At 32.1% G+C, this 22831-nt stretch carries 18 protein-coding genes and 1 pseudogene; 15 read left to right on the top strand and 4 right to left on the bottom strand.

What is annotated here, in order from left to right; all coding sequences use genetic code 11:
* Positions 1–7 precede the first annotated feature (7 nt).
* Positions 8–2698, top strand: a pseudogene (gene fdhF / locus FMG_RS09585) (formate dehydrogenase subunit alpha); the annotation flags it as partial.
* A 148-nt stretch (positions 2699–2846) separates the two neighbouring features.
* Here the strand turns inward: fdhF and FMG_RS06070 are convergent.
* Together FMG_RS06070 and FMG_RS06065 are read right to left on the bottom strand one after the other, a co-directional pair.
* Complete coding sequence (locus FMG_RS06070) at positions 2847–3923, bottom strand: pyridoxal phosphate-dependent aminotransferase (protein ID WP_012290855.1); 1077 nt, start codon at positions 3921–3923, stop codon at positions 2847–2849.
* Between the two features lie 10 nt (positions 3924–3933).
* Positions 3934–5040, bottom strand: coding sequence for a ribose-phosphate pyrophosphokinase (locus FMG_RS06065; protein ID WP_002839913.1), 1107 nt, complete (start codon positions 5038–5040; stop codon positions 3934–3936).
* Between the two features lie 116 nt (positions 5041–5156).
* Here FMG_RS06065 and tadA point away from each other — a divergent pair, with 116 nt between their 5' ends.
* The 5 genes from tadA to fni all read left to right on the top strand — a co-directional run bounded on the left by tadA (position 5157) and on the right by fni (position 12879).
* Positions 5157–5624, top strand: a complete 468-nt coding sequence (gene tadA, locus FMG_RS06060) for a tRNA adenosine(34) deaminase TadA (protein WP_012290854.1) — start codon at positions 5157–5159, stop codon at positions 5622–5624.
* Positions 5602–6483 (top strand): TIGR01212 family radical SAM protein, encoded by an 882-nt coding sequence (locus FMG_RS06055; protein WP_012290853.1) that lies wholly within the window; start codon positions 5602–5604, stop codon positions 6481–6483. The genes tadA and FMG_RS06055 overlap by 23 nt, the downstream gene beginning before the upstream one ends.
* Before the next feature lie 71 nt (positions 6484–6554).
* Positions 6555–10760: a 2-hydroxyacyl-CoA dehydratase gene (locus FMG_RS06050; protein ID WP_012290852.1), complete on the top strand. Its 4206-nt coding sequence runs from the start codon at positions 6555–6557 to the stop codon at positions 10758–10760.
* A 122-nt stretch (positions 10761–10882) separates the two neighbouring features.
* Positions 10883–11842 carry an LCP family protein gene (locus FMG_RS06045; protein ID WP_002837282.1) on the top strand — a complete coding sequence of 320 codons (960 nt, stop codon included), beginning with the start codon at positions 10883–10885 and terminating at the stop codon, positions 11840–11842.
* Between the two features lie 26 nt (positions 11843–11868).
* Positions 11869–12879, top strand: a complete 1011-nt coding sequence (gene fni, locus FMG_RS06040; protein ID WP_012290851.1) for a type 2 isopentenyl-diphosphate Delta-isomerase — start codon at positions 11869–11871, stop codon at positions 12877–12879.
* Between the two features lie 47 nt (positions 12880–12926).
* Here the strand turns inward: fni and FMG_RS06035 are convergent, their stop codons facing one another.
* Both FMG_RS06035 and FMG_RS06030 read right to left on the bottom strand, forming a co-directional pair.
* The gene (locus FMG_RS06035; RefSeq protein ID WP_012290850.1) at positions 12927–13460 is read right to left on the bottom strand and encodes a biotin transporter BioY; all 534 of its coding nucleotides are present in this window, start codon (positions 13458–13460) and stop codon (positions 12927–12929) included.
* A complete protein-coding gene (locus FMG_RS06030) occupies positions 13453–14142 on the bottom strand; it encodes a hypothetical protein (protein WP_002837218.1) in 690 nt (229 codons plus the stop codon). The genes FMG_RS06035 and FMG_RS06030 overlap by 8 nt, the downstream gene beginning before the upstream one ends.
* A 199-nt stretch (positions 14143–14341) precedes the next feature.
* Here FMG_RS06030 and rpsF point away from each other — a divergent pair, with 199 nt between their 5' ends.
* From rpsF to FMG_RS05985, 9 genes are all read left to right on the top strand, one after another.
* Entirely contained in the window at positions 14342–14629 is a 288-nt protein-coding gene (gene rpsF, locus FMG_RS06025; protein ID WP_002835043.1) for a 30S ribosomal protein S6, read from the top strand.
* 21 nt (positions 14630–14650) lie between these two features.
* Entirely contained in the window at positions 14651–15166 is a 516-nt protein-coding gene (locus tag FMG_RS06020; RefSeq protein ID WP_002839903.1) for a single-stranded DNA-binding protein, read from the top strand.
* 20 nt (positions 15167–15186) lie between these two features.
* The gene (gene rpsR / locus FMG_RS06015) at positions 15187–15411 is read left to right on the top strand and encodes a 30S ribosomal protein S18 (RefSeq protein ID WP_002835041.1); all 225 of its coding nucleotides are present in this window, start codon (positions 15187–15189) and stop codon (positions 15409–15411) included.
* 54 nt (positions 15412–15465) lie between these two features.
* Positions 15466–16527, top strand: a complete 1062-nt coding sequence (locus tag FMG_RS06010) for a branched-chain amino acid aminotransferase (protein ID WP_002837225.1) — start codon at positions 15466–15468, stop codon at positions 16525–16527.
* Positions 16528–16612: 85 nt separating this feature from the next.
* The gene (locus FMG_RS06005; protein WP_002841145.1) at positions 16613–18448 is read left to right on the top strand and encodes a polysaccharide biosynthesis protein; all 1836 of its coding nucleotides are present in this window, start codon (positions 16613–16615) and stop codon (positions 18446–18448) included.
* Between the two features lie 12 nt (positions 18449–18460).
* Positions 18461–19813 (top strand): D-alanyl-D-alanine carboxypeptidase family protein, encoded by a 1353-nt coding sequence (locus FMG_RS06000; RefSeq protein WP_012290849.1) that lies wholly within the window; start codon positions 18461–18463, stop codon positions 19811–19813.
* Between the two features lie 9 nt (positions 19814–19822).
* Positions 19823–20131: a thioredoxin gene (trxA, locus tag FMG_RS05995; protein WP_002837255.1), complete on the top strand. Its 309-nt coding sequence runs from the start codon at positions 19823–19825 to the stop codon at positions 20129–20131.
* A gap of 206 nt (positions 20132–20337) precedes the next feature.
* Positions 20338–20664, top strand: coding sequence for a DUF6110 family protein (locus FMG_RS05990; protein ID WP_012290848.1), 327 nt, complete (start codon positions 20338–20340; stop codon positions 20662–20664).
* Positions 20664–22739 carry a heavy metal translocating P-type ATPase gene (locus tag FMG_RS05985; RefSeq protein ID WP_002839937.1) on the top strand — a complete coding sequence of 692 codons (2076 nt, stop codon included), beginning with the start codon at positions 20664–20666 and terminating at the stop codon, positions 22737–22739. The genes FMG_RS05990 and FMG_RS05985 overlap by 1 nt, the downstream gene beginning before the upstream one ends.
* Positions 22740–22831 lie beyond the last annotated feature (92 nt).

Below are 22831 nucleotides of genomic sequence, written 5' to 3'. Positions count from 1 at the left end.
GTGTAATATGTTAAATATAAATATTGATGGTATTGATATTCAAGTTGAAGAAAATACCACTGTATTAGAAGCAGCGCATAAAGTTGGAATTGATATTCCAACATTATGCCACGATAAATACCTGAGCGAATTTGGCGGTTGTAGAATGTGTTTAGTTGAGATTGAAGGATCAAGAAAACTTCAAACATCATGTTCTACTATGGTCAAAGATGGAATGATAGTTAAGACAGAAACTGATCGATTAGTAAAAACTAGACAAAATATACTTAAACTTTTGATGATGAATCACCCTAAAGATTGCTTAACTTGTTCAAAAGTTGGTAATTGTAGATTACAAGATTTGTGCTACAGATATGGTGTTAAAAACCCTGAAGTATTAGGCAAATATGGTAATTATGACATAGAAGTTCAAAATCACGAAGTTGATGATAGCAATCCATTAATCTTTAGAGATCAAAATAAATGTATTTTGTGTGGAAAATGCGTCAGAGTATGCGAAGAAGTTCAATGTACACATACAATAGATTTTAAAAATAGAGGATTTGATTCTTATATTTCTACAGCTTTCGATCTTCCTTTATCTAAAGAAAACTGCCGTATGTGTGGACAATGTATAAGCGTATGTCCAACAGGGGCATTAGTTAACAAACAATTAAAAAATACTAGACCTTGGGAAGTTGAAAAAGTTAAGACAACTTGTCCATTCTGTGGAACAGGATGTCAATTCAACTTAGTTGTAAAAAATGGAAAAGTTGAGGGTGTTGAACCATGTGATGGTTACGTAAATCAAAACTCGCTTTGTATAAAAGGTCGTTTCCATACAGATATGATTCATTCAGACGAAAGATTGACTTCTCCATTAATCAGAAAAAATGGTGAATTAGTTGAATGTAGCTGGGATGAAGCAATAGGTTATGTTGGAAACAAATTAAGAGATATAAAGATGGAATTTGGACCGAATTCAATCGCTGGTTTAAGTTCTGCAAGATGTACAAACGAAGATAACTTTGTATTCCAAAAAATGATGAGAGCAGCGATAGGAACGAATAACGTCGATCACTGCGCTAGAACCTGACACGCTCCAACAGTTGCAGGTCTTGCAGCTACATTAGGAAGTGGAGCCATGACAAACTCTATCGAAGAAATTCTGGGTGCAGAATTATTATTTGTCATTGGTTCAAATGCTACAGTTGCTCATCCTATTATTGGTAATAAGATGAAACAAGCAGTTAAAAAGGGAACTAAACTTATCGTTGTAGATCCAAGAAGAACTGATTTGGCAGAAGAAGCAGATATTTGGTTAAGGTTAAATCCTGGTACTGATGTATTCTTATTAAATGCTATGATGAAAGTCATCATAGAAGAAGGATTAGAAGCCAAAGATTATATTGAATCTCGTGTTGAAAACTTTGAAGGCTTGAAGAAAACAGTAATGAAATACGATTTGGATGAAGCTGAAAAAGTTACAGGTGTGAACAAAGAATTAATAAGACAAGCCGCTTTGTTATACGCAAAGACTAAAAAAGCTGGTATATTCTATACATTAGGTATTACTGAACACACTCATGGAACAGAAAACGTAATGAGCTTAGCAAATTTAGGTATGTTAACAGGCCATGTTGGTATTGAGTCTGGTGGAATTAACCCTATCAGAGGTCAAAACAACGTACAAGGCGCATGTGATTTGGGTGCTTTACCTAACACATATCCTGCTTATGCAAAAGTTACTGATCCAAAAGCTCGTGAATTTTTCGAAAGCGTATGGAAGACTCCTTTGAGTCCAAATCTTGGATATCAAATTCCTGAAATGTTTAATCAAGCAGTTAAGGGAAATTTAAAGGCGATGTATATAATGGGTGAAGATCCTGTTTTATCAGACCCAGACGCAAATCACGTTAAGAGAGCTTTGAATAATTTAGATTTATTAGTTGTTCAAGATATATTTATGTCTGATACTGCAAAGCTTGCAGATGTTGTATTCCCAGCAACTTGCTATGCAGAAAAGGACGGAACTTTTACAAATACTGAAAGAAGAGTTCAAAGGGTTAGAAAAGCTGTTGCTCCTCCGGGACAAGCTAGAAATGACTGGTCAATTTTGTGTGATGTAAGTAAAATCATAAATCCAAATGTATTCTTCGGTTATGAAACAAGTGAAGATGTATTTGAAGAAATGAGAGTAACTATGCCAAGTTACAGAGGTATGACTTACGAAAGAATTGACAAAGTCGGATTGCAATGGCCATGTCCTACAACATCTCACCCTGGTACAAAATACTTGCACAAAGGAATATTTGCAAGAGGCCAAGGTCAAATGATGGAAATAGAATACCGACCATCAGAAGAATTGCCTGATGATGATTATCCAATGATTTTAAGTACAGGAAGAATGTTATATCATTACAACATAACTACAAGATACTCAAAAGATTTGGATGGAGTAAGTCCTTATGAACTTGCAGAAATAAATCCAGTGGATGCAGAAAGATTAGGCGTAAAAGATTTGGATACTATTAGAGTAACATCGAGAAGAGGAAGTGTTGTAACTCGTGTTGTAGTAACTGATAAAGTATTACCTAATATGATTTTCATGACATTCCACTACAGGGAATCTCCAATTAATGAAGTAACATCAAATCACTACGATCCAATAACAGGAACTGGTGAATATAAAGTGTGTGCAATTCATGTTGAAAAAGTTGATTTGCATCCAGATCATGAGGATACAATTCAAAGATTTGTTAACATGGCAACTTTAATATCAGATGAACACAAAAAAGATAAAAAAGTAATATAACCAAACAAAAAAAGATCTCAGATTTTATTATCTGAGATCTTTTAAATTGCGATTATTTTAAAATATTTTCAATCAATTTTAGCAATTTGTCGTTTGATTGTTCATCCAAAATGCAAAATCTAAAAAAGTATTCATTCAAGTTATTAAATGAGGCACAGTCTCTTATGATAAGAGCATAAGGAATTAGTTTTTCTCTTAAATCATGTGCGGTCATTTTTTTATCCAATATTTCGCATAACACGAAATTTGATTTTGAAGGATACACTTTCAAGCAATCTATCTTTTTCAGAGTAGATATCATTTTTTCTTTTTCACGATTAATAAATTCGAACACTTTTTTGTGGTAATCAGTGTCTGTAAACATTTCACCACCAAGAATATCAGCGAAGATATTTATGTTCCACAAATTAGTGTGCTTATTTATATCATCGTAAAGTTTTTTGTTTCCGGTTATACCGTATCCCAATCTTATTCCAGCGGCTGCGAAAAATTTTGATGTGGAGCGTATAACAAGCAGGTTATCACATGATTGAGTTAACTTAACTGCTGAATACTTGTCTACATCTGAAAACTCAACATAAGTTTCATCTATCATGAAATAGCAATTACTTGATTTAATGAGATTTTTAAGTTTTTCGTTTTCAATAGCGTATCCTGTTGGATTGTTGGGATTTGTTAATATTACAAGACTTACGTCATTTTCTTTTATCATTCTCGTTAATTTCTCACAATCTATTGCGAAATCATTTGATTTATCCAAATCATAAGAAATTATATTGGAGTTGATTTTATTAAGTTCCCTTTCATATTCTGAATAACTAGGGTTGAATATTATTGCGTTTTTTGGATTGATAAGGGATATAAATGATGAAATCAAATTAGTGCTTCCGGATGTAAGCAAGATTTTGTCTCTTGATACATTGGTGTATTCTTCAATAGATGATAGCAATTGATCGTAATTTGGGTCGGGATAAACTCCGACTTTATTAAGATTTTTTTCAAGCTTAGTCATCGCTTTAGGGCTTGGGCCTAAAGGATTGACATTAGAACTGAAATCCTTGATTTCATCTATATTAAATCCGTATTCTTTTTGTATTTCAAAAAGATTTGCTCCGTGAGATGATTTCATTATTTTCTCCTTATAAAATGTTAATACCTCTTGTTTTATCTAACAATATTGAGATGGATTCTTCTCTATTGATGTGGTGAATGAATTCACTCATCAATTCACTCATATCTACAGCGTGGAACCATTCTTTATTTTTAATTGATTCAGGTACGTAAGTTAAGTTTGTAGAATAAACTCCGTTGATAAATCCTTCATTGTACATTTGGTCAAATTTGTCAGGGCCTTCAGTAAACAATGCGAAGCTTACTGCGCAGAATATTCTCTTAGCGTTTTGTTTTTTCAATTGTTTTGCTATATCAATAACAGATCCACCAGAAGCAATCATATCATCTACGATTAAAATATCTTTTCCATCAACTTCACGTCCGATGTATTTGTGTTCGATTATAGGGTTCTTGCCGTCTACAACTTTAGTGTAATCACGTCTTTTGTAGAATAAACCTATGTCTTGTTTTAAAATATTTGAATAGTAAATTGCTCTATCCATTGCGCCTGTATCTGGTGAAATTATAATCATGTCTTTTTTGTCTAATTCATCAGTAGTTATTTCTTCTTTTTCTAGGAAATAATTAACTATTTCTGCTGTAGGATAGATGTTTTCAAATGTCATCAATGGGATTGCGTTTTGGACGTTTGGATCATGCACATCAAATGTGTAAATTCCATCTACTCCCATGGATTCTAATTCTTGAAGTGCCATTGCACAATCAAGCGATTCTCTTGATTTACGTCTGTGTTGACGAGATGAATATAAAAGAGGCATCATTACATTGATACGAGAAGCTTTTCCATTGATTGCGGAGATTACTCTTTTGATATCTTGGAAGTGTTCATCTGGACCAATTATAGTTTGTTCACCAAACATATTGTACTTCAATCCATAATTTCCAACGTCTGATATGATTAAAATATCACGACCTCTAACTGATTCATCGATTGTAACTTTTCCTTCGCCGTTACTAAATCTGGATTCTGTTATTTTTAATAAATAACTTTGTGTTGCACCGTTTTTTTTCATTAAAAGTTCGTCAACTTCTTTTGCCAAACCTTCAATGTTTTTCATAGCTATGATTCCAAGTTCTCCGTATGGAAACTCTTCAAATTTTGATTCTGACATAAGTCCTCCTTAAATACTACATTATATATAAAGAATATCACAAACGATTTACGTATTCAAATTTAAATAATACAAACAATTTGATATAATCGGATAGGAAAGGTGTTTTATAAATTATGGAAAATAATGATGAAAAATTCATGATAAAAGCTATCGAACAAGCAAGGATTGCATTTGATATGGACGAAGTTCCAGTTGGATGTGTTATTGTAAAAAATGGCGAAATAATTGCCCAAGCCTATAATAGTGTGGAAACAGATAACAACGCTACAATGCATGCAGAATTAAAAGCTATCAATCAAGCAACACAAGTTATTGGAAATTTTAGGTTAGATGATTGCACTATGTATGTGACATTGGAGCCTTGTGTGATGTGCACTGGAGCTTTGGTGTATTCTAGAATACCAAAAGTTGTGTTCGGCGCTTTTGATAAAAAAAGAGGAGCTTGCGGGTCTTTGCTATCGTTAAATGATTACGAAGGTCTCAATCATAAAATAGAAGTAAAAAGTATTATGGAAAAAGAGTGTGTGGAACTGATGCAAAGTTTTTTCAGGAGGATTCGTGAAAAAAATAAAAATAAATAGATTAAGTGATTATTTGAAAAAAACATACGGCACTAAAGTTTACAAATTACCCTTAGATGGTGGGTTCAGTTGTCCTAATAGAAAAAATTCTAACGGCTGTATTTTTTGTTCTGAAAGTGGTTCTGGTGAATTTACTTTTAATGAGTATTCAATCAAAGACCAAGTCGAATTGCAAATAAAAAGATTATCTGAAAAGAAAAAAGCTGACAAATTTATTGCGTATTTTCAATCATTTACCAATACTTATAAGCCTGTAAATGAACTTAGAAAAATCTATTCAGATGCTATTGAAAATGAAAATGTAATTGTGCTTGATATTGCAACAAGAGGAGATTGCTTAGATGATGAGAAGATACAACTTTTGAGTGATATCAATAAAGAGGTTGATGTTTGGGTTGAAATGGGACTTCAATCTACAAAAAAGTCTACGATAGAATTGATCAATCGTGCTTATAGCAATGAAGTTTATTTTGATATGGCAAAAAAACTAATGGATAATGGAATCAAAGTTATATCACATGTAATCGCTGGACTTCCTTATGAAACTGAAGATGATTTCTTGGAAAGTGTGTATCAAACACAAATACACGATATTTGGGGAATCAAAATTCATTCTTTATATATACAAACAGATTCAAGGTTGTACGATTATTATCAAAAAAATAAATTTAAAATTTTAACGATGGATGAGTACACTGATTGGGTCGTTGATAGTTTCAAAATTTTAAATGAAGATACTGTCGTGCATAGAATGACTGGAGATGCATACAAGCCAAAACTTTATCTGCCTAAATGGTCTTGTGATAAATTGAAAGTAATTTCTGAGATAAATAGTAAAATTAAAACATATAATACATAAAAAAATTTATTGAAGTTTTTGTGCTTTTGAAATATACTAACTTAGTATAGGAATATGGAGGGAATAGCACAATGAAAATCCACATGGGATTAGATGTAGGTTCAACGACTGTCAAACTTGTCATTATAAATGAAAACTACGAAATTTTATTTCAAGAATACACTAGACACCGTTCTGACATTGAAGAAACTACCAAAAATGTTCTTAGACAAGCATACGATTCACATCCAGAGTTCAAAAACAGCGATTGTACAATCATGGTCACTGGAAGTGGCGGAATGTATGTTGAAGATAATTTAAATATTGAATTTATACAAGAAGTTGTAGCAGGAACTACAGCTATAAAAAAATATATTCCCAATGCCGATGTATGCATTGAGCTAGGGGGAGAAGATAGTAAAATAACTTATTTAAAAGGAAACGTAGAACAAAGAATGAACTCCATCTGCGCTGGTGGAACTGGAGCATTCATAGACCAAATGGCTGCATTGTTAAAAACAGATGCTACTGGTCTTAACGAATTAGCCAAGGATTACAAGAAAATATTTTCGATTGCAAGTAGATGCGGAGTATATGCAAAAACTGACATTCAAGCTTTGATTAATCAAGGAGCAACAAAAGAAGACATGGCAGTGAGTGTATTCCAATCTGTTGTCAATCAAACAATATCTAATCTTGCATGTGGAAGACCTATTGAAGGGAACATAGTATTTTTGGGTGGACCACTTTATTTCTTATCGGAATTAAGAAACAGATTCATCACAACATTAGATGATGGCGTGAATACATTCTATAGTCCTGATAATGCACAAGTATTTGTAGCATTGGGTGCAGCCATTGCATCAATGAATGAAGAATCTATAAAATACGAAGATTTGTTAAACAGATCTTATGACAAAAAGCAAGAAATTAGCGATGATTTGATACTCGAGCCGTTATTTAAAAATGAGAAAGAAAAAGAAGATTTTTATGAAAATCACAAGAAATCTAACGTAAAATTCAAAAATATTGATGAGGTAGAAGGAAACTTATACTTGGGGATAGATGCGGGTTCAACTACTAGTAAAATTGTAGTAATTGATGAAGACTGCAACATTGTTTATCATTTTTATGCAAATAACCAAGGTAATCCACTCGATTTAGTAAAGGAACAGTTATCTGTAATTTATTCCAAATTAAACGAAAATCAAAAAATCGCAAGCAGTGGTATCACAGGTTATGGTGAAGATTTTATAAAACAAGCATTATCAGTCGATTTTGGAGAAGTAGAAACAATCGCACATTTGACTGCTGCAAGATATTTTGATCCGGATGTTGATTTCGTCTTGGATATTGGCGGTCAAGACATGAAAGCAATGCATGTAAATGACGGAATAATTGACTCCATTCAATTAAATGAAGCATGTTCTTCAGGTTGTGGATCATTTATTGAAACATTTGCTCACAGTTTGAATTTATCGGTACAAGAATTTCAACAAAAAGCTCTTGAATCGGAAAATCCTGTGGATTTAGGTTCAAGATGTACAGTTTTTATGAATTCGAAAGTAAAACAAGCGCAAAAAGAAGGCGCTAGTGTCAGTGATATTGCAGCAGGTTTATGCTATTCAGTAATCAAAAACGCAATCCAAAAAGTTATCAAACTTAGAGATCCATCAAAATTAGGTGAACATATCGTAGTTCAAGGTGGTACATTCTACGGGGATGCGATTTTAAGAGCGTTCGAAAAAATCACAGGCAAAATTCCAACAAGACCGAATATTTCAGGCCTTATGGGAGCCATGGGAATGGCTTTGATTGCAAAAGAAAAATCAACAGGATATTCCACGATTTTATCAGAAGATGAACTTGAAAAATTTGAATACACTCAAGAACAAGCTGAATGTAAATACTGTTCGAACCATTGTAAATTGACTATAAACAAATTTGCAAACGGCAAGAAATTTGTAACTGGAAATAGATGCGAAAGAGGAGCTGGAATTAGTCTCGATAAAAAAGACAAGCTTCCAAATATGTACGATTACAAAAACAAGAGATTATTTGGTTATAAGAGCATTCCAAAAGATAAAGCGAGAGCAACTGTAGGAATCCCTAGAGTGTTGAATATGTACGAAAATTATCCTTTCTGGCATACATTCTTCACAAATTTAGGATACAGAGTTGTATTGTCATCTAAATCGTCAAGAGAAATCTACGAAAAAGGAATTTCCTCTATTACAAGTGAAACATGCTGTTATCCAGCAAAATTAGTTCACGGCCACATTGAAGATTTATTAGAAAAAAATGTTGATATGATATTTTATCCTTCAGTATTTTTCGAAAAACAAGAATACGATAAGGCGAATAATCACATCAACTGTCCAGTTGTTACTGGTTATCCAGAAGTTATTAAAAATAATGTTGATGGATTGAAAAACACAAAATTCTTCAACCCATTCATCTCATTCCAAGATAAAAACAAATTAAAAACGAGACTTATCGATGAATTAAAAGAGCTTGCGCTTTCTGACAAGGACATTTCTAACAGTGTTGATAGAGCATGGGATGAACTTGAAAAATACAGAAAAGATGTAAAAGTTGAAGGCAAGAAAGCTTTGTCTAAGATTCGCGAAATGGGTAAAAAAGCAATTGTATTAGCTGGTAGGCCATATCATGTTGATTCAGAAATCAACCACGGAATTCCTGAACTTATCACTTCATTAGGTCTTGGAGTTTTGTCAGAAGATTCTATAATTGATTATGATGACGATGTAGATAGCGATTTGAGAGTATTGGATCAATGGGTATATCACTCAAGACTTTACAGAGCAGCTGAAATTGTCGGAAACAGTGAAGATTTGGAAATGGTTCAGCTAAATTCATTTGGTTGCGGAATAGATGCTGTAACTACAGACCAAGTTAATGAAATTTTGTCTGCAAAAGGAAAAATTTACACTGTACTAAAAATCGACGAAATAAGCAACTTAGGAGCTGTAAAAATCAGAATAAGATCATTGATACAAGCGCTTGAAAAGAAAAACTTCATTCCAAATGTGAAAAAATCATATCATGTAGAAAAAGTTGAATTCACTAAGAAGATGAAAGATGAATACACAATTCTCGCACCGCAAATGGCGCCTGATCACTTCGAAATAATGGAAGCACTTTTCAAAGCTAGTGGTTACAAGGTAGAATTTTTGAAAGATGTTAATTCAAAAGTAATCGACGAAGGATTGAAGTATGTAAACAACGACGCTTGTTATCCATCAATTACAGTTGTTGGACAAATGATGGAAGCTATAAATTCTGGAAGATATGATACTAACAAACTAGCTTTGTTAATGAGTCAAACTGGTGGAGCGTGCAGAGCAAGTAACTACGTTGGTTTCATAAGAAAAGCACTAAAAGAAGCGGGATACGAAAATATTCCTGTAATTGCTATTTCTTGGCAAAATATCGAAAAAAACGAAGGATTTAATCTTTCTCCATTAGTATTACAAAAAATGATAGTTGCTGTTTTGTATGGAGATTTGATAATGAGATTATCAAACTTTACTAGAGCTTACGAAAAAGATAAACAAACTGATGCTCTAAAACAAAAATGGATTGAAGAATGTCAAAAGAGAGTTTTGAAATCAAGTTCAAAATTATTCAGACAAACAGTCGATGAAATTATTGAGGATTTCTCAAAAATAGAATTATTGGATATCCAAAAACCAAAAGTTGGTATTGTTGGAGAAATTCTCGTAAAATATCTTCCTCAAGCCAATAATAATTTACAAGATTTATTGGAAAAAGAAGGTTGTGAAGTTGTAATGCCTGATTTGACAGATTTTGTACTTTACTGTTTGAGAAACGAATACCACAAAGGAAATTTCTTATCAAAATCAAAATTCACAGGATTCATGTGCAACATGGGTGTAAATTTGATTGAACATTACAGAAAATACATTAGAAATCAATTAATTAAATCTAAATTTACTCATCCACTAAAAATACAAGAACTAGAAGATTACGCACAAGAAGTTGTATCGCTTGGAAACCAATACGGTGAAGGCTGGTTGTTAACTGCAGAAATGATTGAATTAATTCACATAAACGCCAATAACATTGTATGTATCCAACCATTTGGTTGTCTTCCTAACCATATCACAGGAAAAGGCGTTATCAAAAGAATTAGACAATTGTATCCGCAAGCAAACATCATTCCAATTGACTACGATCCAGGCGCAAGTGAAGTAAATCAAATTAACAGAATCAAACTTATGCTTTCACAAGCAAAAGAGAAAATTAATAATTAAAACTTACAAAAAATCAAAATTAGTGTAAATTTTCATTGTTTTTGATATAATTAAATAAGTGTTATGACAAAGCACCGGTAAATCCGAGTGCTTTGTTCATTAAGATATATTTGGAGGATAGAATGAAGAAAAGAGCTGTTATTGTCTTTTTTATTTCGCTAGCACTATTTTTGGGAGTGTATTTTGGTGCTGGTAAATTTCTTGGAAGCTTAAAAACAACTGGCTCTGATATTAAAGGCGATGAATTAGGAAAAAATAACGTAATTGAACAAAATATACCGGATGAATTTTTATTTGTTCTTTTGGGAATAGACAAAGAAGTAAGCACTACAGATCATCAAAGGTCTGATACTATAATGGTTTGCAAAGTTAATTTTAATTCTGGTAACGTGGACATATTATCTGTTCCGAGAGATACCCAAATAAGATTGAACGGCAATATCCACAAAGTAAATGCAGCACACGCTTACGAAGGAGCAAAAGGATCTTTGAAAGCGTTGAGAAATTTATTGGGAATTGACTTGGATTATTACGTAGAAGTTGATTTTGATAGCGTTGAACACATAGTAGATGCTATGGGAGGCGTTGAAGTTGATTCACCAGCTGAAATAGTTGTCGAATCAAGACATATCCGTATCCCAAAAGGAAAATCAAAACTTAACGGAGATGAAGCGTTGCAATATGTAAGAGCACGTCATCCATTGGGTGGATCTGATGAAGCGAGAATTGAAAATCAACATTATTTTATAAAGACATTGTTGGATCAATTATTGAGTCCAGCAAATATTACTAAAATGCCAAAAATGATTGAAATTTTCAAAAGAGATGTAAAGACAAATATTCCATTGGGAGATATGACATCTTATCTCACAAAACTTCCGAACTTTTCATCTAGCAAAATACATAGCTATATACTACCAGGAGAATATAAGAATGACGGAATTAGTTGGTATATGGCTGATGAAGAACAATTACCAGAAATTGTAGACAGGTTATTTGCTGAATACAAACTGGATGATCAAACCACTAATCGTGAAAACAACGAAAATAATGAAAATGAGGAAGAATCACAAAATAATTAGCGGTTTTGTTTTTTGGAGGTATTTTTGTGGAAAGAAAGCAAGAACACATTGAAAATTATTTAAAATCAGAATACAGAGGTAACAACTTATTTGATTGTGTATATTTGGAACACACATCATTACCTGAGATTGATTTGAATGATGTCGATTTGTCTGTGGAATTTAACGGCAAAAAAATCGACTATCCCTTCATGATAAATGCCATGACTGGTGGCGGAGATTCCTGCTGCGATATCAATGAAGATTTGGCTAGGTTGTGTAAGACATTCAACATTCCAATGGCGGTAGGTAGTCAAAAAATTGCTCTTGTGGAAGATGAAGCGATTGAAAGTTTCGAACTTGTACGAGAAAATTTGATTAAAAACGAAAACATCGTAATAGGAAATCTTTCTGCAAGAGAAAGCTTGGAATCAGTTAAAAAAGCTATCGAAATGATAGATTCTGATATGTTTGGACTTCATTTAAATCCAATTCAAGAATTGATTATGGAAGAGGGAGACCGAGAATTTTCTGGAATTAAAGATAACATCAAAAATATCGTAGAAAATGTAAATGTGCCAATAATCGTAAAAGAAGTGGGTTATGGTATGAGCAAGAAGACAATCTATGAATTATACGATTTAGGTGTTAGATACATTGATATTGCAGGATTTGGTGGAACTAATTTCTCTGAAATAGAGGACAACAGAAGGTTTGACATGGAATTTTCTGAGTTTTATTGTTGGGGAATTCCTACTGCAAAAATCTTGTTAGAAATGAAAGATAAGCCTGATGATTTGTTTTTAATCGCAAGTGGCGGAATAAAGACAGCAATTGATATTGTAAAAGCTCTTGTTCTTGGCGCGGATATGACAGCAATGAGTGGAGAAGTATTATCTTATTTAATGCATGGTGGTTATGAATTTGCGAAGGAATTTTTGGATAGTTTGATTTATAAACTAAAAATGCTTATGGTAATGCTTGGAGCAAGAAATATCAGTGAATTAAGAAATGTTGATTACAAAATTTTTGGAAAATTAAAAGAAATTACAGAATAAAAAAAGTCATACAAATTTGATTTTATAATCAAACTTGTATGGCTTTTTTAAATGTATTTTTCTATTCTTTTTGTTACGAAACTAAAAATCAATGCTTTTAACATATCACCAGGTAAGAAAACAATCATACCAGTGAACAATAATTTCCACAAATCAAATTGTTTGTTAGATAATTTAAAAAATAATCCCATGTATATCACACCAAAACAATAAATAATAAGTGATGAAATCATGAACATTATAAAAAGATTTAACTTTGATTGATTACGATTTTTAAATCTAACGTAAAAAGTTTGTGCCAAAAATCCTATTACATATCCAAAGCTTGGTGAAAATACTGTCTGCATTCCACCTTTTCCTCCAGCAAAAACAGGAAGCCCAATAAGACCCAACACTATATACAACAAGACTGACATGTTTGCGTATTTTTTGCTTAAATAATATCCCGATGCTATTGCAAATAAACTTTGTAAAGATATGGGAACTGGGAATAATGGAATTATTATATATGATCCAATTATTATTAATGCACTAAATAAAGCGATTTTTATGAGTTCTTTTGTATCTATACTTTTACTCATCTTGCTTATCTCTCATATCTTGTCTGTAATTTGCCATTACTTTATGGAAAATTTCACCAGATGTAGGAGGAGTATAGCTTAAAGCATTAGCACCAGCATTTATTGTATCAATCACGTTTTGTTCATTATCGCCGCCTGTTGCAATTATTGGGAATTCATATCCAACTTTTTTTCTAATTTCTTCAACTAAAAATGCAGTTTTCTTTCCGCCTGATACATTTAATATATCCACACCAGATTTTATCTTTCCTTCGATATCATCATATGCAGATACGATTGTAGCGACGATTGGAATATCTAGAACTTTTTTCATCTGAACAATAGTCTCATTTTTCATTGGTGCGTTTACTATTACTCCGTATGCTCCCAACATTTCTGCTTGTAATGCCATATTTATACTTCTAATCCCAGATGTGATTCCACCGCCGACTCCGGCAAAAACTGGGAGACTTGAAGACATTATAATAGCATTTGTGATTGCCAATGTTGGTGTGAAAGGATACACTGCCATTATCGCATGACCGTTTGTATTATTAATTATTGCAATGTCTGTTGTGAAGACAAGAGTTTTGATTCTTTTTCCTAAAACTGTTATTCCAGTTGCCTTGTACATTGCTTCTGGAATATGTACCATTCTATTTCTTAAATTAGATTTTACTTCTGGTATAAATTTCTTATCCATAAGGTTCCTCCTTATTTTTAAACTTTATAATATATTATCACAGATATAAAAAGTGTGGCAATTAAAATACAAAAATTAACAGAAAAAATTTTACAAGAAAATTTTTGTAATTTGTTGTAATTGTTAGAAGATTATGGTAATATATATAGGTAAATCCTTGCTCCGGATAGGGGCCAAATAGACCACAAGGAGGTGTCATATGAACAAATATGAATTAGTGCTAATCTTTAAGCCAGAATTATCAGAAGAAGACAGAAACACTGTATTCTCAAGAATTCAACAAGTAATTGACGAAAATGGTAAACTTGAAGAAGTTCACGATTGGGGAAAAAGAAAATTAGCTTATGAAATTAACTACATCAAAGAAGGATACTATTATATTGTAAACTTCGATTTAGATCCACAATTTGTTAAGGAAATCGAAAGAAGATGTAGATTATTCGACCAAATCATTAGATACATGGTTGTTAGAGTTGACGAACAATAATCGTTAAGAGGAGGAAATGTTTTGAATAATGTTAGTTTGATGGGTAGATTGACAAGAGACCCTGAAGTGAGATATTCAGCGAATACTCAATTAGCAAACGCTAGATTTAGTGTTGCTGTAGATAGAAGATTATCTAAAGAAAAAAGAATGGAAGCTGAAAACAACAATCAACCAACTGCGGATTTTATCAATTGCGTTGCTTTTGGAAGAACTGCAGAAGTTATTGGACAATATTTCCACAAGGGAAATAGAATTGCAATTACAGGTCACATTCAAACTGGATCTTATGAAAACCAACAAGGACAAAGAATTTATACAACTGATGTAATTGTCGATCAATTTGATTTTGTTGAATCAAGTAATTCACAACCAAATTCAGGTAGTTACCAAGGTTACAACAACAATAACCAATCATTCAACAATAATTCTTTCCAAAACAATAATTTCCAAAATTCAAACGATATTCATAAGAGTAATGACGATTTCGGAATGGGAGACAATGCAGTTCCAACTGATATTGACGAACTTCCATTCTAATAGTAGGAGGTTTTAAAGATATGCAAAGAAGATTTAGACCTAGAAAAAAGATAGATCCATTCCAAAAGGATAAAACAAAAGTTATTGATTACAAAGATGTAAACATGCTTAAAAATTATATCAGTGAAAGAGGTAAGATTTTACCAAGAAGAGTAACTGGATTAAACGCTAAACATCAAAGACAAATAACTGATGCTATCAAAAAAGCTAGACAAGTTGCACTATTACCATACAGTGCTGAATAAGATAAAATTAAGCTACCTTGATGGTAGCTTTTTTTACATATAAGGAGATTAAAAATGAGTTTAAAAATTGAAAAAACAAAATCACCAAAACAAAAATACTCTAATAGTGAACAATTGGGATTCGGTAAAATATTTACAGATCATATGCTTATAATAGATTACGATAAAGAAAATGGTTGGCATGATGAAAGAATTGTTCCTTACCAAGATATTTGTCTTGACCCATCTGCTATGGTTTTTCATTACGGACAAACTGTTTTTGAAGGGATGAAAGCATATAAAAACAATGGAAAGGTGTATTTGTTTAGGCCACAAGAAAATTTAAAAAGATTAAATAAAAGTAATGACAGATTGTGTATTCCACAAATTGATGAAGAAAAAGTATTGGAATATTTGTACAAATTCGTAGACTTGGAAAGAGATTGGATACCTGAAGATGAAGGTTGTTCATTGTATATCAGACCTTTTATTATTGCAACTGATGCACAATTGGGTGTTCATGTTAGTAATGAATACAAATTTATTGTTATAGCATCTCCAAGTGGATCTTATTATAAAAATGGTTTGAGCCCTGTGAGCATTTATGTAGAAAAAGATTATGTGAGAGCCGTAAGAGGCGGAATGGGTATGGCAAAAACTGGTGGAAATTATGCTGCTAGTATGAAAAGTCAAGACATTGCTCACGAAAGAGGCTACTCACAAGTTTTATGGTTAGACGGAGTTGAGAGAAAATACATCGAAGAAGTTGGTGCGATGAATATTTTCTTTGTGCTAAAAGATAAAGTAATAACTCCAATGATTAATGGAAGTATTTTGGAAGGAATAACTAGAAAATCCGTTATCGAACTTCTTAGAAATGAAGGAATGGAAGTTTCTGAAGAAAGAATTTCAATTGACGATATCGTTAAATATTACAAAAATGGAGAACTTTTAGAAATATTTGGAACAGGTACTGCAGCAGTTATTAGCCCTGTTGGAAAGCTTTTGTATGATGAATATGAAATGGTTGTTAACGATGGCAAAATCGGCAAAATTAGCCTTCATGTTTATGAAACTTTGACTAATTTGCAATTTGGTAAGATTAAAGATGATTTCAATTGGAGAGTTGAAATTTAAACTTTAAAAGTCAAATTCTAAATATTTTTATTTTGTGTTTATGGTATAATAAATACTATAAGTAATATTTGTCAGAGGAGTTAAAATGAATAAATACAGAAATATAGTATTGGCAATTTTGGATGCTATAATAATTAATATATCGTATATTGTAGGTTTGCTTTTAAGATTTGACGGACAAGTACCGCCGAGATACATGAGTTATTATCTTAAATATGCAGCTATAGTTACAATAATACAAATTTTGATACTTTTTATTTTCAAAATGTATAAAGTAATGTGGAGATATGCAACATTTGAAGATTACTTAAAAGCTGGAGTGTACACTGCTATTGCAAGTGTTGGATCATCAATGTTTTTGATTGTTGTAAAATCAACACTACCAAGATCAAGCTTTCTGATTGCGCTTGTTTTTGAAGTGATTTTGATATTCGTAGTTCGTATGTTTGCAAGAACACAAACTGATAAAAAATCAACTGTCGAAACAAAAATTGAAGGTCAAGTTAACTCAATGGTAATCGGAGCTGGTGCTGCAGGTGTTTTGGTTGTTCGTGAAATGTTAAAACATCCAGAAATGAAATCAAAACCAGTGTGTATAATCGACGATGATAATACTAAAATAAACAAAAGTATTTCATCAGTTCCGGTTGTTGGAAATACAAGTGATATTGTAAAAAAAGCACATGAATATAACGTTGAAGAAATTATACTTGCAATACCAACTATAGATTCAGATCGTAAGAAACAAATTCTTAATGAGTGTGAAAAATTAAATGCCAAGGTTAAAATAATGCCAGGTTATTATGAATTTATAGATTCCAAGGTAGACTTGAAAGATTTGAGAGATGTTCAAATCGAAGACTTGCTTGGACGTGACCAAGTAGTTTTGGACAAGGAAATTCTTAATGAATTTTTGAATAATAAAGTTGTTATGGTTACTGGAGCAGGTGGTTCAATAGGTAGTGAGCTTTGTAGACAGATATTGAAATACAAACCAAAAAAATTGGTAATGCTTGATATTTACGAAAACACTACTTATGATATACAAAATGAAATTTTGAGAAATGATCCTAATGCACCAATTGATGTCATTATCGAATCAATACGAAACTTCGATAGAATGAATGCTTTATTTGGAATTCACAAACCAGATGTAGTATTTCATGCCGCAGCTCACAAGCACGTTCCTTTAATGGAACATTCACCACAAGCAGCAGTATTGAACAACGTATTTGGAACAAAAAATATAATTGATTGTTGTGATATTCATAACGTCAAGAAGTTCGTATTAATATCTACAGATAAGGCTGTGAATCCGACATCTGTAATGGGTTGCACTAAGAGAATTTGTGAGCTATTAGTACAATCCAAAAATCAAGTTTCTAAAACAGAATATGTAGCGGTTAGATTTGGAAATGTACTTGGATCAAATGGTTCGGTTATTCCATTATTCAAAAAACAAATTCAAGAAGGTGGACCGGTTACTGTTACTCATAAAGATATCATAAGATATTTCATGACAATTCCAGAAGCTTGCCAACTTGTTATGCAAGCTGGGGCAATGGCAGAAGGTGGAGAAATATTTGTATTAGATATGGGTGATCCTGTAAAAATCGTAGATTTGGCCAAAAAATTGATAAAATTGTCAGGACTAGAATTAGACAAAGACATCAAGATAGAATTTACAGGACTTAGACCTGGAGAAAAACTTTACGAAGAAACTTTGATTGAAGCTAATAATATAAGTAAGACAAAATATGATATGATATTTGTAGAAGAACCGGTAGTTCACGATATTGAAAAATTATCTAACGACTTAGTTGACTTGAAGAAAACTACTGAACAAAATTCTAAGTTAGTAATTGTTGAGCAATTACAAAAAATCGTACCAAATTATACTCCGGATGTAGAACATCAATAAAAGAGGTGGAATATGGCTGACAATAGAAGAAAATCAAGTTACAGTGATATTAATAAAAAATACGATTTTTCAAGCGAAAGGGTTTCTGAAAGCGAAATGAGGCGCAGAAAGAAAAACGCTGAAAAAAATCGTAGAGAAATGAGACGACAAAGAAATAGTTACAATCATGAACAAGATATGGGAAAAACAATAGTTCTAACTCCTGAAATGGTTGAAATGGAAAGAAAAAGAATTGCTAGACAGAAACGATTAGCAAGAAAGAAAAAATTGAGAAGAAGAAGAATTATATCTGCAGTCGTAGCTATAGTTTTGATATTTTTAATTGTTTTTGCGATTAAGAAGGTGGCAAACAAAAATGGCGCCAAACAAAAACCTCAAACATCAATTACTAATCAAACTCCAGTTAAACCACAACCTGTTGTTCAGTCTTTAGTTAAGTTCTCAAAGACAAACAAAATGACTAATTTGTACGAAAAGGCAGAAAAAGTATCTACTGTGCTTGAACAAATTCCTAACAATTCTTATGTAAAATACTATTCAGACCAAGGTGATTTCTCATACGTTGTATATAATGGCAAAAAAGGATACATTTTAAAATCTGATTTGTCTGATATAGAAAATAAAAATCAATTCAAAGTAATCAAAGGAGTATTGATTGTTAATAGTGATTACACTTTACCATCTGATTACGATCCAGGAATCGATGAAGATGCTCGTAAATCATTTACATTAATGGTTAGTGATGCTAACAAAGACAACATAATTTTAAGAAGTGTTAGCGATTATAGATCATTTGAGCAACAATCTAAGTTAGAAGATGTAGAAGATGTAAAATTTGTAAAAGCTGGTACTTCTGAACATCAAACAGGCCTTGCTTATGACTTGATAGGAGAAGACTACACATTAAAATACAAATTAGATTTTGCAAAATCTAAAGAATACAAATGGTTGATGGACAATGCTTATAAATATGGTTTCATTTTGAGATATCCTGAAGGAAAGAAAGACATAACAGGAGTAAGCTTTGCACCATGGCAGTTCAGATATGTTGGAATTGATTTAGCAAAAATTCTTCATGATCAAAAATTAACTTTGGAAGAATATCTTAAAGTTGCAGATGAAAATGTATCTAACCTAGACAATAATAAGGACAATAGCGATAATCAAAATAACGAAGATAAAGAATCTTCTAATTCCGAGGAAAATTCTGACAGAAATTCAGATAATGAAAACTCGAATAAGAATCGAGATAATTCAGATAACGAAAATTCTAATAAAAAGAGAAACAATAAAAATTCTGAAGATGATCGACAAAACAACGATCAAAACGACAGAAATAGTGACAATAATGATAGCAATAATTAGAGGTGAAATATGATTTATTTAAACAATGAAAACTTTGATGAAGAAGTAATCCAATCAAAAGGCAAAATTCTAGTAGATTTCTATGCAGACTGGTGTGGACCATGCCAAGGACTAGCTCCAATAATTGAAGAAATCGATGCGGAAAACAAAGATGAAAACATCAAAATTTGTAAATTAAATGTAGATGGAGCACAAGAAATTTCAAGAAAATACAAAGTAATGAGTATTCCTACAATCTTAGTATTTGAAGATGGAGAAATCATAAAATCTACTGTAGGTATGGTTGAAAAAGAATATATCTTGGATATGTTAAAATAACAAGTTAAATATTTGAAAGCGAGAACTAATCTCAAAAAAGATTAGTTCTTTTTTATAAAAAGCAAAATAAATAATAAAAAGGAAAAAAAGACTTATATTTTTTTTAAAAAGATTGTATAATAAAAATGAGATAGAATATAAAAAAATTGTAAATTTTATGTAAAAACTTACAAATATTCTAAGGTATAAAATTATGGAGGTATATTATGATAAACAAAAAAATAATTAGCATAGGTGCAGGAATAATAGCAGGAGCTATTGGTGGAAAAGTTTTAAATTCAAAGCTAGCTAAAAAAGCTGCTGTTAGTACAGTTGTTGGAGGATTAAAAGTTAAAGAATCTATCGATAAAACTGTTGAAAATATTAGAGTTTCTGCAGAGGATGTTATTGCAGAAGCAAAAGATGTAAAAGAAAGAGAAGAAAAAGAAGAAGCCAAGAAAAACGATGAAAAAGACATCGAAAAAGTAGCTGAAGAACAAGAAGAAAAAACTGAAGAAAAAGTTGAAGATAAAAAAGAGGAAGAAAATAAATAATGAGAGCGTCAATAGCCCACAGAATAAAGGGCAGATGCCGTTTTGTTTATGAGGATAATTTAAAAAAAGAAAATCTAAATAAACTTAAATATTGTATAGAAGAAGTTAGTGGAGTGAAATCATGTAAGATTTCACTTCTTACTAATTCTATTACAGTTAGTTACGATGAGGCTTGTGTTTCAAAATTGGCGAAGTTTATTCTTGATTTAGATATGGATACAATTGAGAATACATCAATAGATAATGTGGATTTTCAAGCACAATCAGAAAATGATTTGTTTAATATTCTGAGAAATGCGATGTATCGAAGAATCTTTTTCAAATATATGCTTCCTGCTCCAATCGGAACAGTTGCATTGTTCTTTAGAGCTTATCCGTTTATAAAAAATGGAATTAAATCTTTGCTCAACAGAAAACTAAATGTTGAATTGTTAGATGCAACAGCTATTTCAGTATCTCTTGCAACAAGACAATTTGCAGATGCTGCGAATATTATGTTCTTGTTGGGATTAGGTGAAGAAATAGAAGATTATACAATGAAAAAATCCCAAGAAAACTTGGCGCATTCTTTGGCATTGAATATCGATAATGTATTTGTCATTGAAAATGACGAAAAAATCATAAAAAATATTAAAGATGTCGAAATTGGAGATATTGTCGAAGTTGAAATGGGTAATAGCATTCCTGTTGATGGAAAAGTCATCAAGGGTGTTGCCATGGTTAACGAATCTTCATTCACTGGAGAATCAAATCCTGTCAAGAAAACGTCGGGTAGTGTTGTATTTGCTGGAACTGCAATTGAAGAAGGTTCTATTCTAATCGAAACGGCGAAAAAACACGATGATTCAAGATTATCTCATATTATCAGTTTGATTTCAGAAAGTGAAAAGAACAAGTCACTCGCTCAAAAGAAAGCTGAGAACACGGCTGATAGTCTTGTGAAGTATTCATTTATAGGCGCAGCACTGACTTATTTGTTCACAAGAAATCTTCAAAAAGCTAAGTCGTTCTTAATGGTAGACTTCTCATGTGCATTAAAATTAACTATTCCAATTGCCGTAATGAAGGCGATTAGTCAAGCATCTGAAGAAAAAATCCTTGTAAAGGGCGGAAAATATTTGGAAAACTTGTCTGAAGCAAATACGATTGTGTTTGACAAAACTGGTACGTTGACAAAATCTGAGCCAAGAGTAGCAAAAGTAATAGCTCTCGATAAAATTTCGGAAGATGAGTGTTTAAGAATAGCGGCTTGTCTTGAAGAACATTTCCCACACTCAATCGCTAAAGCTGTGGTTGAACATGCAAAGCTTAAAAATTTGAAGCACGAAGAAATGCACTCTAAACCAGAGTACATTGTTGCTCATGGAATCAGAACTAAGATTGTTGACAAGGATGCCTTGATTGGATCTGAACATTTCATTCTTGATGATGAAGGAATAAAAATTAATGATGAAACAAAACAAATTATAGATAAATTAAAAGAAGATTATTCTCTATTGTACTTGGCGTTTGCCGGAAGATTAATTGCTGTAATTTGTATTGAAGATCCTCTAAGAGATGAAGCTTTTGATGTTGTAAAATCATTGAGGGATTTGTCATTTACAAACATCACAATGTTGACTGGAGATGCAGAAAATTCTGCTCACAGTGTTGCTTCACAATTGGATTTGGATTATTATCAATCACAAGTTTTACCTGAAGATAAGCAAAACTATATTTTGCAAGAAAAAGAAAAGGGCAATAAGGTTGTAATGATTGGCGATGGTATTAACGATTCTGTTGCATTATCTAGCGCAGATGTGGGAATTTCAATGCATCAAGGAGCAGATATTGCGAAGGAAATCTCGGATATTTCGATAGGATCAGACAGCTTAGATGGACTTGTTGATGTTGTGAAATTATCAAAAGCAATGAAAAAAAGAATTGATTCTGATTACAGACACATTGTAGGATTTAATTCAACTTTGATAATACTTGGTGTTATGGGAATATTGACCAATACTTCATCAGCACTTCTTCACAATTTATCAACGGTTATGATTGCTGGTAGAAATATGAAAAAGTACAAAATCTAATTTAAATTAAAAAATCTCGTAATCGAAAAATCGGTTACGAGATTTTTGTTTATTAATCTTTAATATTTTGTATACTTTTCGAAAGTATTATC

Source organism: Finegoldia magna ATCC 29328 (assembly GCF_000010185.1).
Classification (GTDB): Bacteria; Bacillota; Clostridia; order Tissierellales; family Peptoniphilaceae; genus Finegoldia; species Finegoldia magna_H.
The sequence above is the reverse complement of the archived record's forward strand: the minus strand, read 5'-3'. Positions and strand labels throughout refer to the sequence as shown.